Source organism: Novipirellula galeiformis (assembly GCF_007860095.1).
Taxonomy (GTDB): domain Bacteria; phylum Planctomycetota; class Planctomycetia; order Pirellulales; family Pirellulaceae; genus Novipirellula; species Novipirellula galeiformis.
Window position 1 is genome coordinate 634,704 of the sequence record NZ_SJPT01000004.1, and the last position, 17,635, is coordinate 652,338.

Genomic DNA, 17,635 nt, shown 5'->3' on the forward strand with positions numbered 1-17,635 from the left:
TAAAAAGGGCTTCCATAAAAAAAGGGCAGACGCTTGCACGTCTGCCCTTTGATTTTGATTGTCACGAATTCATCCGTGATGACTAGGAATCGTTGCCATCGGATTTGTCCGAGTCGCCCTTGTCTTCGCCGACACCCGCCGTGACGGTTTCACTCGGTTCGGGCAAGCCTCGTTTCTCGCCTTTGAAATCAAGGCGAGTGATTTTGCCATCGCTGTCCTTGAAGGCGTCGATCACGATGGTGTCCTTGCCTTCGAAGGTGCCTTGCAGCAACTCTTCGCTGAGCGGATCTTCGATCCGTTGCTCGATCGCTCGGCGAAGCGGACGTGCACCGTAATCAAGGTTACTGCCCTTCTTGACCAAAAACTCTTTCGCTTCGTCGGTCAATTCGATTGCCAAACCGCGTTCCAACAAACGTTCGCGGACCTTCGACAATTCGTAATCGATCACCGATTTGAGGTCTTCCTTGGTCAAGTGACGGAAGATGATCGTGTCGTCCAAGCGGTTCAAGAACTCGGGTCGGAAAACGCGTTCGATCTGATCCATCACGCGGCTCTTCATCGAATCGTAACTGGCATCGCCGTCCGGTTTTTGGAAACCAAACGAAGATTCGTTCTTGATCGCTTCGGCACCCGCGTTGGTGGTCATAATCAGGATCGTGTTACGGAAGTCGATGTTACGACCGAACGAGTCGGTCAAACGGCCTTCTTCCATCACCTGCAGCATCATGTTGAACACATCGGGGTGAGCCTTTTCGATTTCATCGAACAAGACTACCGCGTACGGACGACGACGAATCTTTTCGGTCAACTGACCGCCTTCTTCGTAGCCGACAAATCCTGGAGGGGCACCGATCAAACGGCTGACGTTGTGCTTTTCCATGTACTCGCTCATGTCGATATGAACGAGTGCATCGGCGTCGCCAAACATGTATTCGGCCAAGGCCTTGGCAAGCAACGTTTTACCCACCCCGGTGGGTCCTGCGAAAATGAACGATCCGGTCGGACGTTTTGGATCTTTCAAACCGCTACGGCTACGTCGTACTGCCTTGGCAACCGCGGTGACGGCTTGCTCTTGGCTGACGACTCGCTTGTGCAGTTCTTCTTCCATCTTCATCAGACGCAGACTGTCTTCGGTCGACAAACGGGTCAACGGAATACCGGTCATCTTGCTGACCACTTCCGCGATCACTTCTTCGTCGACAACGCCGTCGGTCTGCTGACTCTTTTGACGCCACTCGGCAGTGATTTGGTCTTTCTTCTTGCGAAGCTTTTCGGCCTGATCACGCAAATTGGCGGCTTTTTCGAAGTCTTGGTTCGCGACCGCGTCCTCTTTTTCCTTGTTCAGCTTTTCGACTTCTTCGTCGATTTCTTTCAAATCCGGTGGACGAGTCATGGTCCGCAATCGGACCCGAGCCCCCGCTTCATCGATCACGTCGATTGCCTTGTCGGGCAAGCAGCGTGCGGTGATGTAACGCTCGCTCATTTCGACCGCAGCAACGATCGCGTCGTCGGTGAATTGAACGCGGTGATGTTCTTCGTAACGTTCGCGAAGTCCTTTTAGGATCGCAATCGTTTCGGTCTTGCCAGTCGGCTCGACAATGATTTCTTGGAAACGACGCGCCAGTGCGTTGTCCTTTTCGATGTACTTGCGGTACTCGTCCAAGGTCGTCGCACCGATACACTGGATCTCACCGCGAGCGAGTGCTGGCTTCAGCACGTTAGCGGCATCGATGGCGCCTTCGGCACCCCCGGCACCCACCAAAGTGTGCAACTCGTCGATGAACAGGATCGTGTTCTTGACGCGGCGAACTTCGGTCATGACCGCCTTGATTCGCTCTTCGAATTGACCGCGATACTTGGTACCGGCGACCATCATCGCCAAGTCCAAAACGACGATACGCTTCTCAGCCAAAATCTCGGGGACTTCGCCTTCGATTACTTTCTGAGCAAAGCCTTCGATGATCGCGGTCTTACCGACGCCCGCTTCACCGAGCAGGACGGGGTTGTTCTTGGTACGGCGGCAAAGGATTTGAATCGCACGTTCGATTTCTCGTTCACGACCGATCACAGGATCCAGTTCGCCCTTCTTGGCCAACTCGGTCAAATCGCGACCAAAGCTGTCCAGAGCCGGAGTCTTGCTCTTGCTGCTCTTGCCTGACGAGCTGCCGCTGCTTTCGCCATCGCCACTGCGACCACCGCGTTCGCCAACCTCGGCACCTTCGAGCCCATGGCCCAACAGATTCAAGACCTCTTCGCGAACGTCTTCGAGCTTCAGCCCAAGGTTCATCAATACCTGAGCCGCAACGCCCTCCTGCTCGCGGAGCAGGCCGAGCAAAATGTGCTCGGTACCGACATAACTGTGGTTCAAATTGCGTGCTTCTTCCATCGAGTACTCGATGACTTTCTTGGCACGCGGAGTTTGTGGCAACTTGCCGACCGTGACCATTTCAGGACCACTTTGCACAAGTTTTTCTACTTCAAGCCGAATTTTTCGCAAATCGACCTCAAGGTTCTTCAGCACATTGGCGGCAACACCACTGCCCTCTTTGACCAAGCCCAACAAAATGTGCTCGGTGCCGATGTATTCGTGGTTGAACCGCTGTGCTTCCTGATTAGCCAATTGCATGACTTTTCGGGCGCGGTCGGTAAAGCGTTCGTACATATCAATTATCTCGTTTACCCAGGCTGTCAAACTGGCGATACATTTCGCAATAAATTTAGATAAGCAAACCGTACGCCACTTTTGCTCTTGATGGCAATGGCGGTCTCAGCGGGAATGACTTTTCGTGTTCGTGCGGAATGATGCCAATCCAACGCGATGACTTTCGACTCCAATGTTTGATTCTATCGGGTAGGTCAAAGGCCGGGGATAGGAGCTTGACATTGGAAAGCGGAAAAGAAGCCCGCTGACGCCGAATCTTCTCGAAAACAGCGAGGAAGTTTCTTGAAGAACTTCCTCGCCATCACCTCGTCGATGCGATCACAACCGCATAGAAAGCTAGCATTAAGCGGCCGCTGCGCTCTCTGCTGTCATATCGGCAGCGTTTGGATGGCGCTTCGCATCGCGATCTCGGACGTCCTGATTTGACTCGTTTCCAGTTTCCGCTTCGGCCGCCACGGCACGACGAATTCGTTTCCGTTCGGTTTCGACTTCGACCCACCAGGGATCGGCCACCTCGAGACGGCTGATTTCGTTAATAAGAACGGTGGCGTGGTCTAATTGGGATAGATGTCGATAAACCGAACACAACATCAACAAGGCCGGGGGGTCGCGAGGCTCCACGGCCAATACCGAGGTCAACAATTCCTCAGCGGCTTCCCAATCGGCTCGCAAATAGGCGGCCCGGGCCTCTTCAAAACGGTCAGGTTCTTCGCTGACCTTGCGCGGGTGAATCAATTCTGGTAATTCGCGAATGCTGCGAATTACGTAAAAACCCCACACCGCGGCGCCCACCAGCGTGGCCATCCAGAACAATCCGCCCGACAACCAACCGGGATATAACCAACCGAAAACGAAAAAACTATTGAGCGCAAGGCAAAAACCGATCGCCAACGGTAACGAGGCCAACCGGCCACGCCACCACAACTCTGGCAACCCTGGCCAAAGACACGATAAATAGTAACTCGCGCTCATAACCTCGCTTGTACTCATTCGCAGCCGAACGAATCAAGCACAATCGCCAAATTACCTAAGTTCACATTCTGTTGAACATGAGCTTCGATATCGAGGAATTGGATCTTGCTAAAGATCCTTCATTGAAAAACGGTAGCTACCGTCGCTAGACGGTGGACAGTACGTCGAAACACGCCACGCTCTGGCGAGCGTAGCTACGCTGAAATCGACTTTTGTCCCCGAGCTTTGACTCCGCATCCCAAACAGTTTTGCTACCTAGACGTCGCCGAACTGCCAAACGGATTGATAGGCTCCGGCGTCTTCAAAATATTGCAGTAACGAAGCATAAAACTCGTTGCTGGCAAGTGTGGCGCTATCGCCCACCATGATCATTTTGCGACGCGCTCGGGTCAGCGCCACATTGGTACGCCGCGTGTCGGCGAGAAAGCCGATCTCCGCTTTGTCGTTGCTGCGCACCATCGTCAGCAGCACGACTTCTTTCTCGCGTCCTTGAAATCCGTCGACCGTGTCGATTTCAACTTCCGGCATTTCCAATCGCGATCGCAATAACCGGGCTTGGGCTGCATAGGGTGCAATCACGGCGATTTGTTCCGGTTGGACCCCCGCATCAAGGAACTCGCGAATCAAACGCAGGATCAAGTTCGCTTCTTTGGGATTCAGTTTGCTCTGGCCATCGGGTTCCAATTGCTCGTCGAATTCGGCACCTGCGGTGTCAATGAATTCAATGGGTTGCGTCGTCAAATCGCTTTCGATCACGTCTGGCAGATCACACAAGCGGTGGGAACGAACTGATGCATCGGCGACCAAGGTTCCATCATAGAACTGTTGCGAAGAAAAGTTCATGATCGTTTCGTTCATGCGGTATTGGACGACCAAGCGGCGGAAAATCGAATCGCCTTCGCGCTCCACGAGTGATTGCATCAGCGATTCACGCATCCCTGCTCGCGCCGCTTCGTCACTCAAGACGGTGGGCGGCAATTGGCAGTGATCACCCGCCAAAACCAAGCGATCGGCGCGCAACACCGCTTGCCACACACTGGGCTGGGTGCATTGGCACGCTTCATCGATCACCACCAAATCAAAGTCTTGGTCGTACAACAGCTCGTCGTCGATGGTGGTGGTCGTACAAACGACGTCCGAGGAATCGATCACACTGCGGATCACGCTGCGTTCGAGTGAGCGAATTTGGCCACGAAGTTGACCGGCTTCGGCATACAGTGCTCCTTTGCGCCGATGCGCATCGCGGCCCCTCGAATTTTTGGACGCGGCACGCATTAGATCTTCTAATTCGCGACGCATCTCGCGAATGATGTCGGTCGACGGATCGGCATCAACGAGTTCATCAAGCGTGTGGCCTCGTAGCGATTCAAACACTCGGGCGGGGTGTCCGACGCGTAACACGTTGGGCATGATGGCAACCAATCGCTCGAGCAGATTGTCGACGGCGGTATTGCTCGGCGCACATGCCAGCACGCGTTCTCCGCGGGCGACCGCTTGGTAGATGACTTCGGCGATGGTGGTCGTTTTACCGGTCCCCGGGGGACCGTGAAGAATCGCGACATCTTGAGCCGACATGGCGAATCGCACGGCATCTTGTTGCGGTGGATTCAAGCGGGTCAAGAAACGAAGGTCGGGCAGGGGATCGAAACGCAGTGGCCGAAATCCAAGCAACGCATCACGCAGTCGTCCGGTGCGGGCAGTCGCCGTTTGAGCTTTTGCCATCGCTGCCATCTGGCGACGGCGAGTCGTTTCGTCGGGCGAAAGATCGATGCGAAACATCGATCCCGCCGGCCACTGCTCCGTCGCCACCTGAATCGCGTTATGCTTGCGGCGGCTGACCACCCCAGCGACGCCTTCGTCCGAGGCGTCGGACCAGTCTGAGATCACCACGGGCGAACCGACCTTCAAACGGTTCATCGGCAGCGTTTCGCCGCCGGGTTTGACAAAATCGAGCAGCAATCGGCCCGCTAGCCCCGTTTTGTGGTCGGACATCTGTAGCGAAACGAGGGTTTCCCCGCTACTTTCCACGTCTCGTTGCGAGCGAATTTGCCGTCGCAGCGCCATTCGGGCGCGTTCGGCTTCGCCTTCCAACGCGAGCCAATGCTCCAAAACGCCGAAGTAATCTTCGGGGGTGATGCAGTCCCTCACCCCCTTTAAGCCGCCACCAAACGTACTGGAACCTGAAACAGCAGGACGTGAAGATCCACGACGCGGACGAGACTGGCCAGAACGAGACGACATCACAGAGAGCTCAAAATGAAAAAGGTCAGGGAAAGTTTCCGCTCATGTTAATCGGTTTCGCAATTTCGACACTGGTAGCAAGTTTGATCACCGCAATTCTGTACGCGTGGGACAAACGCGCTGCACAAACGGGTCGGCGTCGGATTTCCGAGCGAACGCTACTGGGGTGGTCGCTCGTCGGTGGATGGCCTGGGGGCTGGATCGCCGGTCGTTGGCTGCGTCACAAAACCTATAAACGATCTTATCGAATCCAATTCGCGTTGGCCGCCACTCTAAATCTGATTGCCGTGGCAGCCGTTGTTTACACATGGCATTGATCGTCCCCCCTTCGCTCGGAACATCGCCGGAACCATTCGCGTCCTTCCCGTAGTGGAGCTTGCTAAAGATCCCCCATGAAGGATCTTTAAGCACCTCCGCACAACTCATTGGGCTTAGGCTGCGTTTTGCAGCTTCGCCGCTTTGAGGAGTTATGCCGAAAGACTTCTGCCGAGGTGCTTAGCAAGATCCACTACGGACGTTATTTCGTGTGCTTGAAATAAATTCGCAACCCAGACCCATTGTTGATTTGTCGCCATGCCGAGCGAAAGTGACCGTCCCGCCTCGATCCAATTCGTTCCCATCGAATTTCAGTCCAATGTGTATGGTCAAGCGATTGCGCTGCGTCACGCAGTGCTTCGTCAACCGCTGGGGCTAGCGTACAGCGAGCGCCAGCTTGCTGCGGAACATGACCAGCTGCATTTTGGTATGCTCCGAGGCGATGACTTGCTCGCATGTGTGTCAGTAATACTGCGTTCACCGACCGCAGCAAAAATTCGTCAAATGGCCGTGGATGCCGCATTCCAAGGTCGAGGGATCGGATTTGAACTGCTCTGCCGAGTCGAATTGGAATTGAAGATGAAAGGGGTGCAATCGATTCAGCTGCATGCTCGCAAGGTGGCTGTGGGGTTCTATGAGCGGCTTGGTTATGTGGTCACGGGAGAACCGTTTACCGAGGTCACGCTGCCTCATATCAAGATGAGCAAAACGATTTTTGACGCATTTTCCGTAGTGGATCTTGTCAAAGATCCCCCATGAAGGATCTTTAGCAAGATCCACTACGCCAGTTATTTGCTTCACATCCCTTGCAACGTCAGAGTGGAACTGAGATTGACAACAACGATGGTCACATGCCGGTCCAGAACCAGACGCCCAGCAGAATGCAAATCGAATTGACGACCCAGGCGAAGATCAGCTTGCGTCGCGCCGTAGCGTCACGATAGGCGGTCGCTGGGATTTTTAGTGTGACGTATAGCGAGTAAAAGTTAAGCAGCGGTGGAAACACTAAAATTCCAACGATCGATGACAGATAAGCTCGCTTGACCGATTCGGCGACCGATTCATCGATTTCCGCATGCACGTCGCGGCGTTCGTTTCGCTTCTTGGGTGGATGTTCCGGCAGATCCGAAATCAGAGTGGGAGGATGATAGGGATTGTCCGAATCGTTGATCGGCTCCGTCGAAGTTTCGCTGACAAAGTCACCGGCACCCAAATGTGATTCAAAGCCATCTTGCGTTTTGGGAACGTGGCGTCCGGTGGCATCCTGCTCGCTACGTCGTTTGTTGCAACTCCAGCAAACTTCGAACGCGGGCTCGTTCTGTTCTTCACATCGCGAACAAATCCAGGGTCCCGCACTTTGGATCAATCTCTCGTCAGCCCTCAGCAGATCGACTGCCCGCTGGTAATCCGCTGAGGCGACCTCGATCCGTACCAAGCGGTCCGTTCCGGCGCCGCCCATGCTGAGTGCCACCGCGGCATCGGTCCCAGTGACGAGTGAGCGAATCCCGGCGGCCGCTAATCGGATCCGAATGGTCTCGGCCGAAAACGCATCGGCATACTCGCGGACGCTGACCATCGAGCCTCGATCCTTCGAGACCGGTATCGCCGGGGCCTCAATATCAACTTCGGCTGAATCGGCGTCTGGAAATTCCGAACTCGGCAAAATGCTTGTCTCCGAACACGCATAATCGGAAATGGGAACGCTCTCTGCGATAGAATAACCGTGCCTGGAATGGTGCGAGGGGCAAAATCATTGACTAGTATAGTCGCTAGGGGGATCTCCGATTTTGCCTGACCACCCCCATTCGTCTGTTTCCTCTTAGCGGCGAATCTTGGCTCATTCACTATAACCGCATCCCGTCTTCCTCCTATCCGTTAGGTGAACTTCCATGCCGATCCGCTACCGGACATCCCAAAACGTCGCATTCACCGTGGCCCTTCTCTCGCTCGCCCTGCTCGGGCACGCTCTGCTTGGCGGGGCTGTGCAAGCGGAATCGATTCAGCTTCGCGACGGGCAACGTGTAGCCCTGGTTGGCAATAGTACCGCAGAGCGGATGAACTTGTTTGGGAATTTGGAAACCCTTCTTCAATTACGTACTCACGATCAACGCATTCAGTTCCGTAACTTTGGTTGGCCCGCCGATGAAGTCGCCAATCAACAGCGCCCGGGGAATTACACGCTGATCGACGACCCATTCAAAGTATATGGTGCTGACTTTTTTCTTTGCTTTTTTGGATTCAACGAATCGTTCGCGGGTGACTCACCCGAAGCGATCGAAACGTTCGTTGCCAATTATCGTGCGTATCTGAGCAAGATTACCACTGAATTTACCGTTGACGGGCGAAAGCCATCGTTCATCTTGGTCACCCCGATCGCATTTGAATCGACGGGAAACCGTTTGCATGCGGACGCGGTCTCGCGCAACGCGATTCTAGCCAAGTACGCCGAAGCGGTTCGCCAGCTTGGAAAGTCCGAGAATTATCGGGTCGTCGACGTCTTTGCATCGACCCAAGAATTGTTCTCTCGCGAACCGGGGGCGCAGTTCACGATCAATGGGATTCATTTGAATGAACAGGGCGATGTGGAACTCGCGCGTATGATTGACGCCCAATTGTTCGACGAACCGGCGCCGCAAGTCGACGGAGCACAAATGGAAAAGCTTCGCACCGCGATCAACGACAAATCATGGTTGCACCTGCAAGACTATCGCATGCTAAACGGTTGGTATGTCTATGGGGGTCGACGCACCTGGGATACGGAAACGTTTCCGACCGAGTTTCGCAAGATTCGCCAAATGGTCGCCGTTCGCGATCGCTACGTATGGGATATCGCCGCGGGACGACCGGTAGCCGATCAGCCTGACGATTCGGGGACCGGTGAGGTTTTCATTCCGGAAACCATGTTCGGATCTCGCGATGAAAAGTTCCGACAATTTCGCGAACCCAAGACGCTCGAGTATCCCACGCCCGAAGAATCGATTTCTCAGATGACCGTGCCGGAGGACTTCCGGGTGGAATTGTTTGCTTCAGAGCGAGAATTTCCGGAACTCGCCAACCCGACTCAACTAGCGTTTGACGAAAAAGGGCGATTGTGGGTTTCATGCATGGTGAACTATCCACAATGGTTGCCGGGGTCGTCGCGTCCGAGTGACCGCTTGTTGATTCTCGAAGACACCGATGGCGACGGGAAAGCTGATAAGTGCACGACGTTCTACGACAAATTGATTTGCCCCACGGGCTTCGAATTTTACGATGGTGGCGTGTTGGTCGTTGACGAACCACGGATCATTCACTTGAAGGATACCGATGGTGATGACCAAGCCGACGTCGTTGTGCACATGCTCGACGGACTCGCAACGGATGACACTCACCATACGATGGGGGCCTGGGAATTCTCGCATGGCGGTTTGATGTACATGCAAGAAGGCGTTTCGATGTCGACCACCTTGGAAACCCCCTGGGGGCCCTTCCGCAATCATGGACCTTCGGGATCATACGTGTGGGACATTGAATCGCTTAAGATCCGTCACTTCCGCACCCCTGCTTACGGAAATCCATGGTGTTTGGTTTTCGACAAATGGGGCATGGGGGTGATTGGTGACGGTACTGGGGCTCAACAGCACTGGTCGAGCTTGTTTTCGGGTGCTGCGGTTCGTTCGCGAAGCAGCGTGCAACCCATCTTCAACAATGAAGGCATGCGGCCTGCGGTGGGCAGCGAATTTTTGACCTCGCGTCACTTTCCCGAAGCCTATCACGATCACTTTATCTATGCCTGCGTGATCAACATGCATGGGATGCCCAAGTTCACGATCGAAGATGAACCGGGAACGGCCGGTTTCACCGGAAAGCGAATCGAGGATTTGCTCTCCTCGACGGACATGTTCTTCCGCCCGGTCGATCCCAAAGTCGGTCCCGATGGGGCGGTGTGGTTCGGCGATTGGTGCAACGCGCTGATTGGACACATGCAGTATTCCCAACGCGATCCGAACCGAGATCATGAGCATGGGCGTGTCTATCGCATGGTCTACGACAAAAAGCCGCTCATCGAGCCTGTTTTGCAAGACAAGAAAAGCGTCGATGAATTGCTCGAGCAACTCAGCACCTACGAGCTTCGAACTCGCTATCGCGTTCGTCGTGCCTTGCATGACCGCGATGAAAACGAAGTGCTAACCAAGGCGTCCGCGTGGTTAGGTGATTCCAACGATCCGATGCGAATGTGCGAAGTGCTCTGGTTGCAAGAGTTCTTTCATCAGGTTGATCCCGCGTTGGTCAACCGGATCATGAAAAGCGAGGACTTTCATGCTCGCAGTGCCGCCATTCACGTGGTCGGCAACCAATGGGAATGGATGGAGAATCCAAACGAAATTTTGCGTCAATCGATTCTCGACGAGCACCCTCGCGTGCGACTCGAAACGCTTCGAGCGTTGAGTTTCCAGCAAACGATCGAGTCGGTCGAAATCTCGCTACGGATTTACGAGAACTCGCGTGATTCGTGGATCGACTACGTATTCGAGCACACGTTGCAAGCACTACGACCGGTCTGGGAAAAGGCCAGTGAAGATCCTGAGTACTTGGCAAGTTTGTCGCCTGAGTCGCAAAAAGTGCTTCGCGACTATCAGCATTCCACCGGTCCTGGACGCGACATCTACGTGCCACTTCGCACGGTCATGAACCCGGATAAAAAATCCGAGCATGACAAGGCACTCGCGAAACTCGTTGCCGCGGGTGGGGGAAGCATGGACAATGGTTCGAAGGTGTTCGAACGCGCCTGTGCCGCATGTCACTTGCATGGCAAGTTGGGCAAAGAGTTCGGTCCCAAGTTGACGGACGTCGGAAGTCGCTTCTCGCGAGAGCAACTGATTCGTTCGATCGTTTGGCCGAATGAAGAAATCTCCAAAGGCTTCGAAACCGTTCAAGTCCTGACCTACGATGGGCAACCTTTTGCCGGGTTCATCCTGGCTGAGGATGAAACAACGTTGACGCTCGGCATCGCCAACGGCAAGGTTGAAAAGATTGACAAGGAAGAGATCGAAATTCGCAAGGAAATGAAGGCCAGTAGCATGCCCGAAGGTTTGCTAGAAACGATTTCGCCTGGTGAGTTTTTGGACCTGATTGCCTTTCTCAATGATGGTTGGATTTCGACCGATGCCAACAAGCAGCTGAAGTTGCGAAAGCACGGTGAGTTTGAAGAGGTCTCGCGCGATGCTCAATTGAAGCTTGGAGCTAGCTTCCAGAGTCAATACTCCGAAGAAGCTTCATTGTTCTTGAGCGGCAAATCACCGAAAAAGTTTGATTTCGCGTTTCATTCTCGCGAGGGCGCCAAACCCGAGGAGTCCTTCATCGTCATCCGTTTGGCCGGCCCCACAGAGTTGCGTCATGGGGAGCTTACCAATCGCCGCACCGCTAAGTTCCATGCTCGTGCAAAAGGGTTGGCGATGTGGACTAGCAACGATGGGCAATCGTGGGACAAGGTTTGGACGAGCGAGAAACCCGCTGCGACGTGGTCTTTCGATTTACCCGCGGGAACCAAGGCTCAGTACATCAAGTTGGGACTTGAGAACGGTGGCACATTCCACCTCGATCAAGCCGTCTTTTTCGGAAGTCGTTTGCCTAACTCTGAACCGGTAAACCAAAAGTAACGAGCCCCGCTCGAGCGAGTGTGCTTGTCGAAATAACCTTTTTTGACACGTTAGCCGCCTGCGTCGCTAAGGCAATTCAAACGCTGAAGCAATTCAAACCCAGAGTCGTGGCCATGCCATGGCTCTGGGTTTTCTGTTCCATCGCTTCGTTTTCCCCTACGTGCTTAAGAGAATCGTCGGGTTTGGGAAAGTCCTCTATGCCCGGGCAGCTCGCTTCGGAATCCCCAACTTGGAATGGCAGCTTCAGCGAAGGTGCCCGATGCACGGCAGTCGGATGATGCTAAGATAGCTCGCATCCAGAATATCAAGCACTTCGCGCCCTGCTGCTGCGCAAACGGTGCCAAGGGTGTGAGAGAGTGATTCAACATGATTAAGTTAGCGTGGGAGCAAACGTGATGGCGAATGAGAATGCAACACCAGAGACAGAGGATAAATCGATGAGTTCAACGTCAGACGTCGCTAAGAAACCGTCGAAGTCGAACTCGATTTTTCTGGTTCCGTATCCAAAATTTATCTTCATGTACCCCACATTGATTGTGGCGACCGTGGCGGCGATCGTGATGTATTTGGGCGGTTACCACACTGTCGATCCCGACACGCAAACGGTTCCGGTCGTGATGACAGGATTGTTTCTATTGGTGATGGTCACCAACATGTTCGTCATCGTTTTCGATTTTCCTCGCGCGACGTCGCTGACGTTGGTCTTCGTGCTGGCCACGATTGGCATGGGAATTTGGATTTTGACGTTGGTCTATCCCGATTTGATGCCGACGATTGAAAGCGTACTCTCCGGGATTCGACCCGCCGCCAACACGACCTTCTTTGTCTGCACGGCGCTGGCGATGATTTTGATGTATGTCGCCGTCTTTGTGAGCGTACGATTCGACTACTGGGAACTCCGGAACAACGAACTGCTACATCATCACGGGTTTCTGAGCGACTTGAAACGCTATCCCGCTCCGAATCTGCGAGTCGATAAAGAGATCAATGATATTTTTGAGTTCATGCTGCTTGGTGCTGGCCGTTTGATTTTGCACCCCACGACCGAAAAACGAGCGATCGTGTTGGACAATATCTTGTTCGTTGGAAACAAAGAGCGAGAACTGACTCGCGTGCTCGGTTCAATCAAAGTTCAAATCGGCAGCGATTCGTCTGGATCAAACTAATCGGCCCTTCCCGTACTTTCCCCCCCATTTCTTTGGCGTGATTGTGAAACGCTTTTACGTTAGTTTTTTGGTGTGGTTGATCGCGATGCCTGTCGCTTCGGCAGCGAGCTGGACTCTTTTCCCAGAGCGTTGCAACGACGTCGATATTCAACGACGCGACCAAGTGATCGAAATCCTCACCACGGGGAACGATCCGTATCTCGTGGGTGAACTGAGTGAAATCGGGGCGGAAGATGCCGTGCTTCAGTTCGACTACTTTTGCGTTTCGGGAATTGAACAAGTCGAGTTATTTTTGGGGCGAACCCATTTCGGCGACACCCCGCTGAGCTTGCCGTCGATTCCGGTGGCGGAAGCGTGGCAAACCTATAGTACGCCCGTGCAGCTCGATCGGCTGCGAAACGGCGATCCGGCTCACCACACATTGCGGATCGATTTGGGGCAAAGGCCCGGCGTTCGGATCCAACTTCGCAACGTCCACATGCGGGGAACGACGCCGCAAGAGAAACAACGCGAAGCGAACCAGCAGCAATTGCGGCAGCAAAAGATTATCCAAGCCGAACGGATTCGCAGCTACCTTTCGCAGTCGTTTCCCGCCAAAATCGATTCGGTGGTCGTTGACCAAGACACCCTCACGATTTCATTTTCGGCCTTGCCCACAACGCTCTCGGTCTCGGACGTCCAGCTCATCGAATGTCCGCCGTGGCAATCGATCAGCCAATCCGTCGAGCCGACTGAAGTGGAGCCCACTAAAGTTGACGTGGCGATTCAGCGTCATGATCGTAAAATCACCATGCGGTTGCCGCGGTTTGATGGCCAACGAGATCGATTGCAGAGCGGTTGGCGGCTGACACGATCGGTCTCGGGGCAATCGTCTTACCTCACCCCGCGGGCGTTCGCCACCGAGATCAACGTGGTCGGCGATAACCATGCGCCGCATCGCCCGGTGCCTGCGAATCAGAAAGGGTTGGGCGGTATTGGTTTGCATGGGCCAATCGAGGAGCTCAAAGAACTGGGAGTCACTGCGATCACCGTCAATATCGCGATCAATGCCTTTGTGAAAGATTCGCCCGGTCAAGGTCGAATCAACATCCCAACCTCGGGCGAACCGGTTTATTTCGACACGCTCACGCTATCGCACTACGACCGTGTGATGAACTGGGCTCGGGAAAACAACGTGGTGGTTTCGGCAATCATTCTGATTCCGACCCCACGTGTTGGCAAAGACACCTCACCGTTGGTCCATCCCGACAATGATGGCGGCATCTATACGATGCCCGATTTGACGACGCGGCGAGGATCCGACATCTATGCGTTTGTGATAAGCGAAATAGCGCGGCGGTACAGCAATACCGACGCCGCTCCGGGAGGCATCAGCAACTGGATCGCGCACAACGAAATCGACTTCCACACGGTGTGGACCAACATGGGGCTGCAGCCTCGCGAGATCGTGACCGAGACCTACTATCGGTCGATGCGGATCATTCACAACGCGGCTCGCCAGTCCAACCCACATGCTCGTGTGTTCGCATCACTGACACATCATTTCAATGTCCCCGACGATGGCCAGTGGCGGCAACTCTCAGGCCGCGAAGTGATCCAGTCGCTGCAACGCTATTCCGTCTTGGAAGGCGACTTTGCTTGGGGTGTGGCCTATCATCCCTATCCACAAAACCTATTTGCGTCGGTGCCGTGGAATGATACTCGCATCAGCGATGATTTCGACACGCCGCTGGTGACGATTCAGAACTTGCAGGTGTTTGGTCGTTTTATGCAGCAAGAATCGATGCGTGATCCTGCTGGCAGGATACGTCCGGTGTTGTTCAGCGAGCAAGGTTTCCATACCGATTCGTACGACGCTGATGCTCAGGATCGGCAAGCGGCGGCGCTGCGGTATGCAATGAAAAAAGTTCATGCAATGCCGATGGTCGAGTCCTTTCATTACCATCGCTGGATCGATCATCCCGATGAAGGCGGATTGATGCTAGGTTTGAGAACGTTGCCCAGCGAAGCGGAACCGTATGGCAAACGCAAACGCGCGTGGGAAGTTTATCAAGCGATTGGCACGGAGCGAGAAGAGCAAGTCAGCCAGGGTTTACCGACGCCGTAACGGTCGTTTTAGGACTTTCCCAGCACATGGCATGTTGAACCGATATCGACCTGCAACGCCTCCGCACTTGCGGCGTCGATTGTCACGTCGCCATTGGGTTGGTCGATCAAAACACTGGTATACACACTGGTAAAACCTTGATGCGTGCTACAGACGATGTGCTTTTCTAGATCGCTGGTTTCGGAGCCGCTCGGTTGGTTGGCGAGAATCGATTTCACGGTCAGTTCTCGAGTTCGTTTGACCGCGTTGATTTGATTCGTTTCGCAGCTAATCATCGGTCCGCCGTCAAAGATGTCGACGAACGCGGTTTCGCCGAAGCCTTCCTTTTTCAGCATCGTCAGCGCGGGAACGGTTTCATCGTGCACTTGCCCGATGCCGTCGCGAATCTCGTCGGGCAGCAGATCGAGATAGATCGGTGAATCGGGCATTAGTTCTTCGATGAATTGCTTCGACACGGTGGACAACGCATCGGCGATGGCGAATTCGATGGGGATAAATTTGCCCGCCACCGCATCAAAAAAAGGAACCTTGCCGTCGGCCGTCGCCTTGCCGCGCATCTCGGCGATCACGCGATCGGCGAAGCGGTGTGGTCGCATCGCAATCAGGGCGAAACGGGCCATCGATAACCAACGACCGAAGCCGTGACCGCGATATCGGCCGCGTAAAAACAGGCTGCCGATTTCAGTCGGACCATCATGAATCCGCGTCAATTGAAGTGAATGACGGACTTGCCGAAGGCCAAGCTGTGCGCTGACGTGTTCGGTTTCGATCAACTGGTAAGCATAAAACGGTTGGTAGCCACCGGTCTTGGCATAGACCGTCGACGTACCCGCCAATTCTCCCGTTTCCTGATTCACCAAAACCAACACGTACGGTTCGCCTCGAGGTGACGGACCGCTACGCGAAAAGGCAAACTCGGAGTGTTCGATGCGATCAAGCAACTGATCTCGTTTCAGCTGCAAACTGGTCAATCCACGGGTCGCCGACTTGACCAAGTCGTGAAGTGCATCCAGATCGTCGATGCGAACCGCGCGTAGAACCCACATCGTTTCAGACCTCTTAAGATGTTACGAGACGCATGTGTGACGACGTGACACTACTTGATTTTAGTTACCGCGGTTTGCTAAACAACGCCAACGACTTGTCGAGTAGTGTGATGGCGGCATCGATGTGCTCGGTCGTAGTGATCGCGGGAGCGGGTAGGAAACGAATGCGTGTGGGATTGGATCCACAGACAAAGCCCAACAGCCCGACGTCGTACATGATGTCCATCAGTTGTTTGGCTTGCTCAAAGCTGCCGTCGCCGGGAGTGAACGCGATCATCATGCCTTCGCCGTACGGGCCGGCGATCAATCCAGGATACTTTTTGGCAAGCGAATCCAGTGCGTCAGCAAAGTATTGGTGTCGTTGGATGTTTTGCCCATTCTCTCCGAAGCAATCGTTCGCTTCGAGAGCATCCAGTGTGGCCAATCCGGTGGCAATCGACGACGAAGCACCGGTGAAGGTTTGGCTCAAGATCGGACCGGTCGGTTTGAAGGCCTCGCCGTAGAGTGTTGCACACACCTGGGTGATCTTTCCAATCGTGACGATGTCGGCGAATCGATCGAGCCCGTAATGCTGGAATGCAAACGGTTTGGACGTTCGCGAGAACGATTGCACCTCGTCAAAAATGATCGGGATTCCGGCTTCACGAAGGGGAACGCATAGTGCCTCGAAGAATTCGGTGCTGCCGGGATAGTAGCCGCCTTCGCCTGCGATGGGTTCAGCCCAGAATGCGGCATAACGACCGGGGTGTCGATTGAGCAATCGTTTCAGTTCGGCAACCGCTCGCTTGGTGCTTCCTGCGGGATCCGCTTGATCACGAAACGGCAGATAGTCGACCGAAAGGGCTAGCGGCAATCCGGCTCGATAGTTAGGACGATCGGTGAGTGCAGCCAGGGCGATCGAGCGTCCGGCGAACGCATTTTCAAACGCGATGATACGGTTAGCTGGCGCCTTGTGGTGCAGCGCAATTTTTAATGCGTTCTCGTTTGCCATCGCACCGCTTGTGGACAGCAAACAATGGTCGAAGTTTGCTCCCCCCGCGGTCGCCAACTTCAACAACCGTTCACTCATCTCCAGACTCGGGGGATGTTGTTGCAAGTTGCCTTGCATCACGGTGTCCTCTAGGGCCGCATCGATGGCCGCATCGACCATCCGCGGGTCACTGTGCCCACAACCATGCACGCCAATGCCGCCGATGAAATCGAGCTTGATGCTGCCGTCGGCCAATTGCACGTAGGGACCGTTGCCGAGACCTGAGGACAGGTAGGGCCAAATCGGGGCGCCACCACGTGCGGTGCCCAATCGCGTGAGCATCGCTTGATAGCCGGGAACCAGCGAATCATCCGCACTGCGAACATCGTCGATCGATTTTGCGTGCTCGGCAACCGCTTCGGCGATCAGCCGTTTCGCCTCGGCGATGCGAGGATCCGATCGAAGGGCTTCGGCGTGTGTCGTCGAGGAGGGGGAGGTTGGTTGAACCACAGCCATT

Annotated in this window: 11 protein-coding genes; 5 read left to right on the top strand and 6 right to left on the bottom strand. The window is 54.4% G+C overall.

Going from position 1 to position 17,635, the window contains the following annotated elements; genetic code table 11:
• Nucleotides 1–82 precede the first annotated feature (82 nt).
• From Pla52o_RS13295 to Pla52o_RS13305, 3 genes are all read right to left on the bottom strand, one after another.
• On the bottom strand, nt 83–2,662 hold the full coding sequence (locus Pla52o_RS13295) for an ATP-dependent Clp protease ATP-binding subunit (RefSeq protein WP_146595075.1): 2,580 nt from the start codon (nt 2,660–2,662) through the stop codon (nt 83–85).
• 342 nt (nt 2,663–3,004) lie between these two features.
• Entirely contained in the window at nt 3,005–3,634 is a 630-nt protein-coding gene (locus Pla52o_RS13300) for a hypothetical protein (RefSeq protein WP_146595076.1), read from the bottom strand.
• A gap of 255 nt (nt 3,635–3,889) precedes the next feature.
• Nucleotides 3,890–5,875 (bottom strand): AAA domain-containing protein, encoded by a 1,986-nt coding sequence (locus tag Pla52o_RS13305; RefSeq protein WP_146595077.1) that lies wholly within the window; start codon nt 5,873–5,875, stop codon nt 3,890–3,892.
• Between the two features lie 44 nt (nt 5,876–5,919).
• Here Pla52o_RS13305 and Pla52o_RS13310 point away from each other — a divergent pair, with 44 nt between their 5' ends.
• A complete protein-coding gene (locus tag Pla52o_RS13310; protein ID WP_146595078.1) occupies nt 5,920–6,192 on the top strand; it encodes a DUF1294 domain-containing protein in 273 nt (90 codons plus the stop codon).
• A gap of 256 nt (nt 6,193–6,448) precedes the next feature.
• Nucleotides 6,449–6,949: a GNAT family N-acetyltransferase gene (locus Pla52o_RS13315; RefSeq protein WP_146595079.1), complete on the top strand. Its 501-nt coding sequence runs from the start codon at nt 6,449–6,451 to the stop codon at nt 6,947–6,949.
• A gap of 88 nt (nt 6,950–7,037) precedes the next feature.
• On the opposite strand, the gene Pla52o_RS13320 is transcribed toward Pla52o_RS13315, so the two are convergent.
• Nucleotides 7,038–7,853, bottom strand: coding sequence for a hypothetical protein (locus Pla52o_RS13320; protein WP_146595080.1), 816 nt, complete (start codon nt 7,851–7,853; stop codon nt 7,038–7,040).
• Between the two features lie 226 nt (nt 7,854–8,079).
• Between Pla52o_RS13320 and Pla52o_RS28015 the strand changes: the two genes are divergently transcribed.
• The 3 genes from Pla52o_RS28015 (at nt 8,080) to Pla52o_RS13335 (ending at nt 15,102) form a co-directional block, all read left to right on the top strand.
• Nucleotides 8,080–11,829: a PVC-type heme-binding CxxCH protein gene (locus Pla52o_RS28015; protein WP_146595081.1), complete on the top strand. Its 3,750-nt coding sequence runs from the start codon at nt 8,080–8,082 to the stop codon at nt 11,827–11,829.
• Nucleotides 11,830–12,266: 437 nt separating this feature from the next.
• Nucleotides 12,267–12,995 carry a hypothetical protein gene (locus tag Pla52o_RS13330; RefSeq protein ID WP_231612309.1) on the top strand — a complete coding sequence of 243 codons (729 nt, stop codon included), beginning with the start codon at nt 12,267–12,269 and terminating at the stop codon, nt 12,993–12,995.
• 37 nt (nt 12,996–13,032) lie between these two features.
• Nucleotides 13,033–15,102 carry a DUF5722 domain-containing protein gene (locus tag Pla52o_RS13335; protein WP_231612310.1) on the top strand — a complete coding sequence of 690 codons (2,070 nt, stop codon included), beginning with the start codon at nt 13,033–13,035 and terminating at the stop codon, nt 15,100–15,102.
• 8 nt (nt 15,103–15,110) lie between these two features.
• Here Pla52o_RS13335 and Pla52o_RS13340 read toward each other — a convergent pair whose 3' ends face one another.
• Nucleotides 15,111–16,148 (bottom strand): arginine N-succinyltransferase, encoded by a 1,038-nt coding sequence (locus Pla52o_RS13340; protein WP_146595084.1) that lies wholly within the window; start codon nt 16,146–16,148, stop codon nt 15,111–15,113.
• Between the two features lie 64 nt (nt 16,149–16,212).
• Nucleotides 16,213–17,634, bottom strand: a complete 1,422-nt coding sequence (locus Pla52o_RS13345; protein WP_146595085.1) for a class-III pyridoxal-phosphate-dependent aminotransferase — start codon at nt 17,632–17,634, stop codon at nt 16,213–16,215.
• Between the last annotated feature and the right edge of the window lies 1 nt (nt 17,635).

Excerpts from the sequence above, each read along its gene's own strand:
- Pla52o_RS13295 (WP_146595075.1), bottom strand. The coding sequence starts at position 2,662 with ATGTACGAACGCTTTACCGACCGCGCCCGAAAAGTCATGCAATTGGCT.
- Pla52o_RS13300 (WP_146595076.1), bottom strand. The coding sequence starts at position 3,634 with ATGAGCGCGAGTTACTATTTATCGTGTCTTTGGCCAGGGTTGCCAGAG.
- Pla52o_RS13305 (WP_146595077.1), bottom strand. The coding sequence starts at position 5,875 with ATGTCGTCTCGTTCTGGCCAGTCTCGTCCGCGTCGTGGATCTTCACGT.
- Pla52o_RS13310 (WP_146595078.1), top strand. The coding sequence starts at position 5,920 with ATGTTAATCGGTTTCGCAATTTCGACACTGGTAGCAAGTTTGATCACC.
- Pla52o_RS13315 (WP_146595079.1), top strand. The coding sequence starts at position 6,449 with ATGCCGAGCGAAAGTGACCGTCCCGCCTCGATCCAATTCGTTCCCATC.
- Pla52o_RS28015 (WP_146595081.1), top strand. The coding sequence starts at position 8,080 with ATGCCGATCCGCTACCGGACATCCCAAAACGTCGCATTCACCGTGGCC.
- Pla52o_RS13330 (WP_231612309.1), top strand. The coding sequence starts at position 12,267 with ATGAGTTCAACGTCAGACGTCGCTAAGAAACCGTCGAAGTCGAACTCG.
- Pla52o_RS13340 (WP_146595084.1), bottom strand. The coding sequence starts at position 16,148 with ATGTGGGTTCTACGCGCGGTTCGCATCGACGATCTGGATGCACTTCAC.
- Pla52o_RS13345 (WP_146595085.1), bottom strand. The coding sequence starts at position 17,634 with ATGGCTGTGGTTCAACCAACCTCCCCCTCCTCGACGACACACGCCGAA.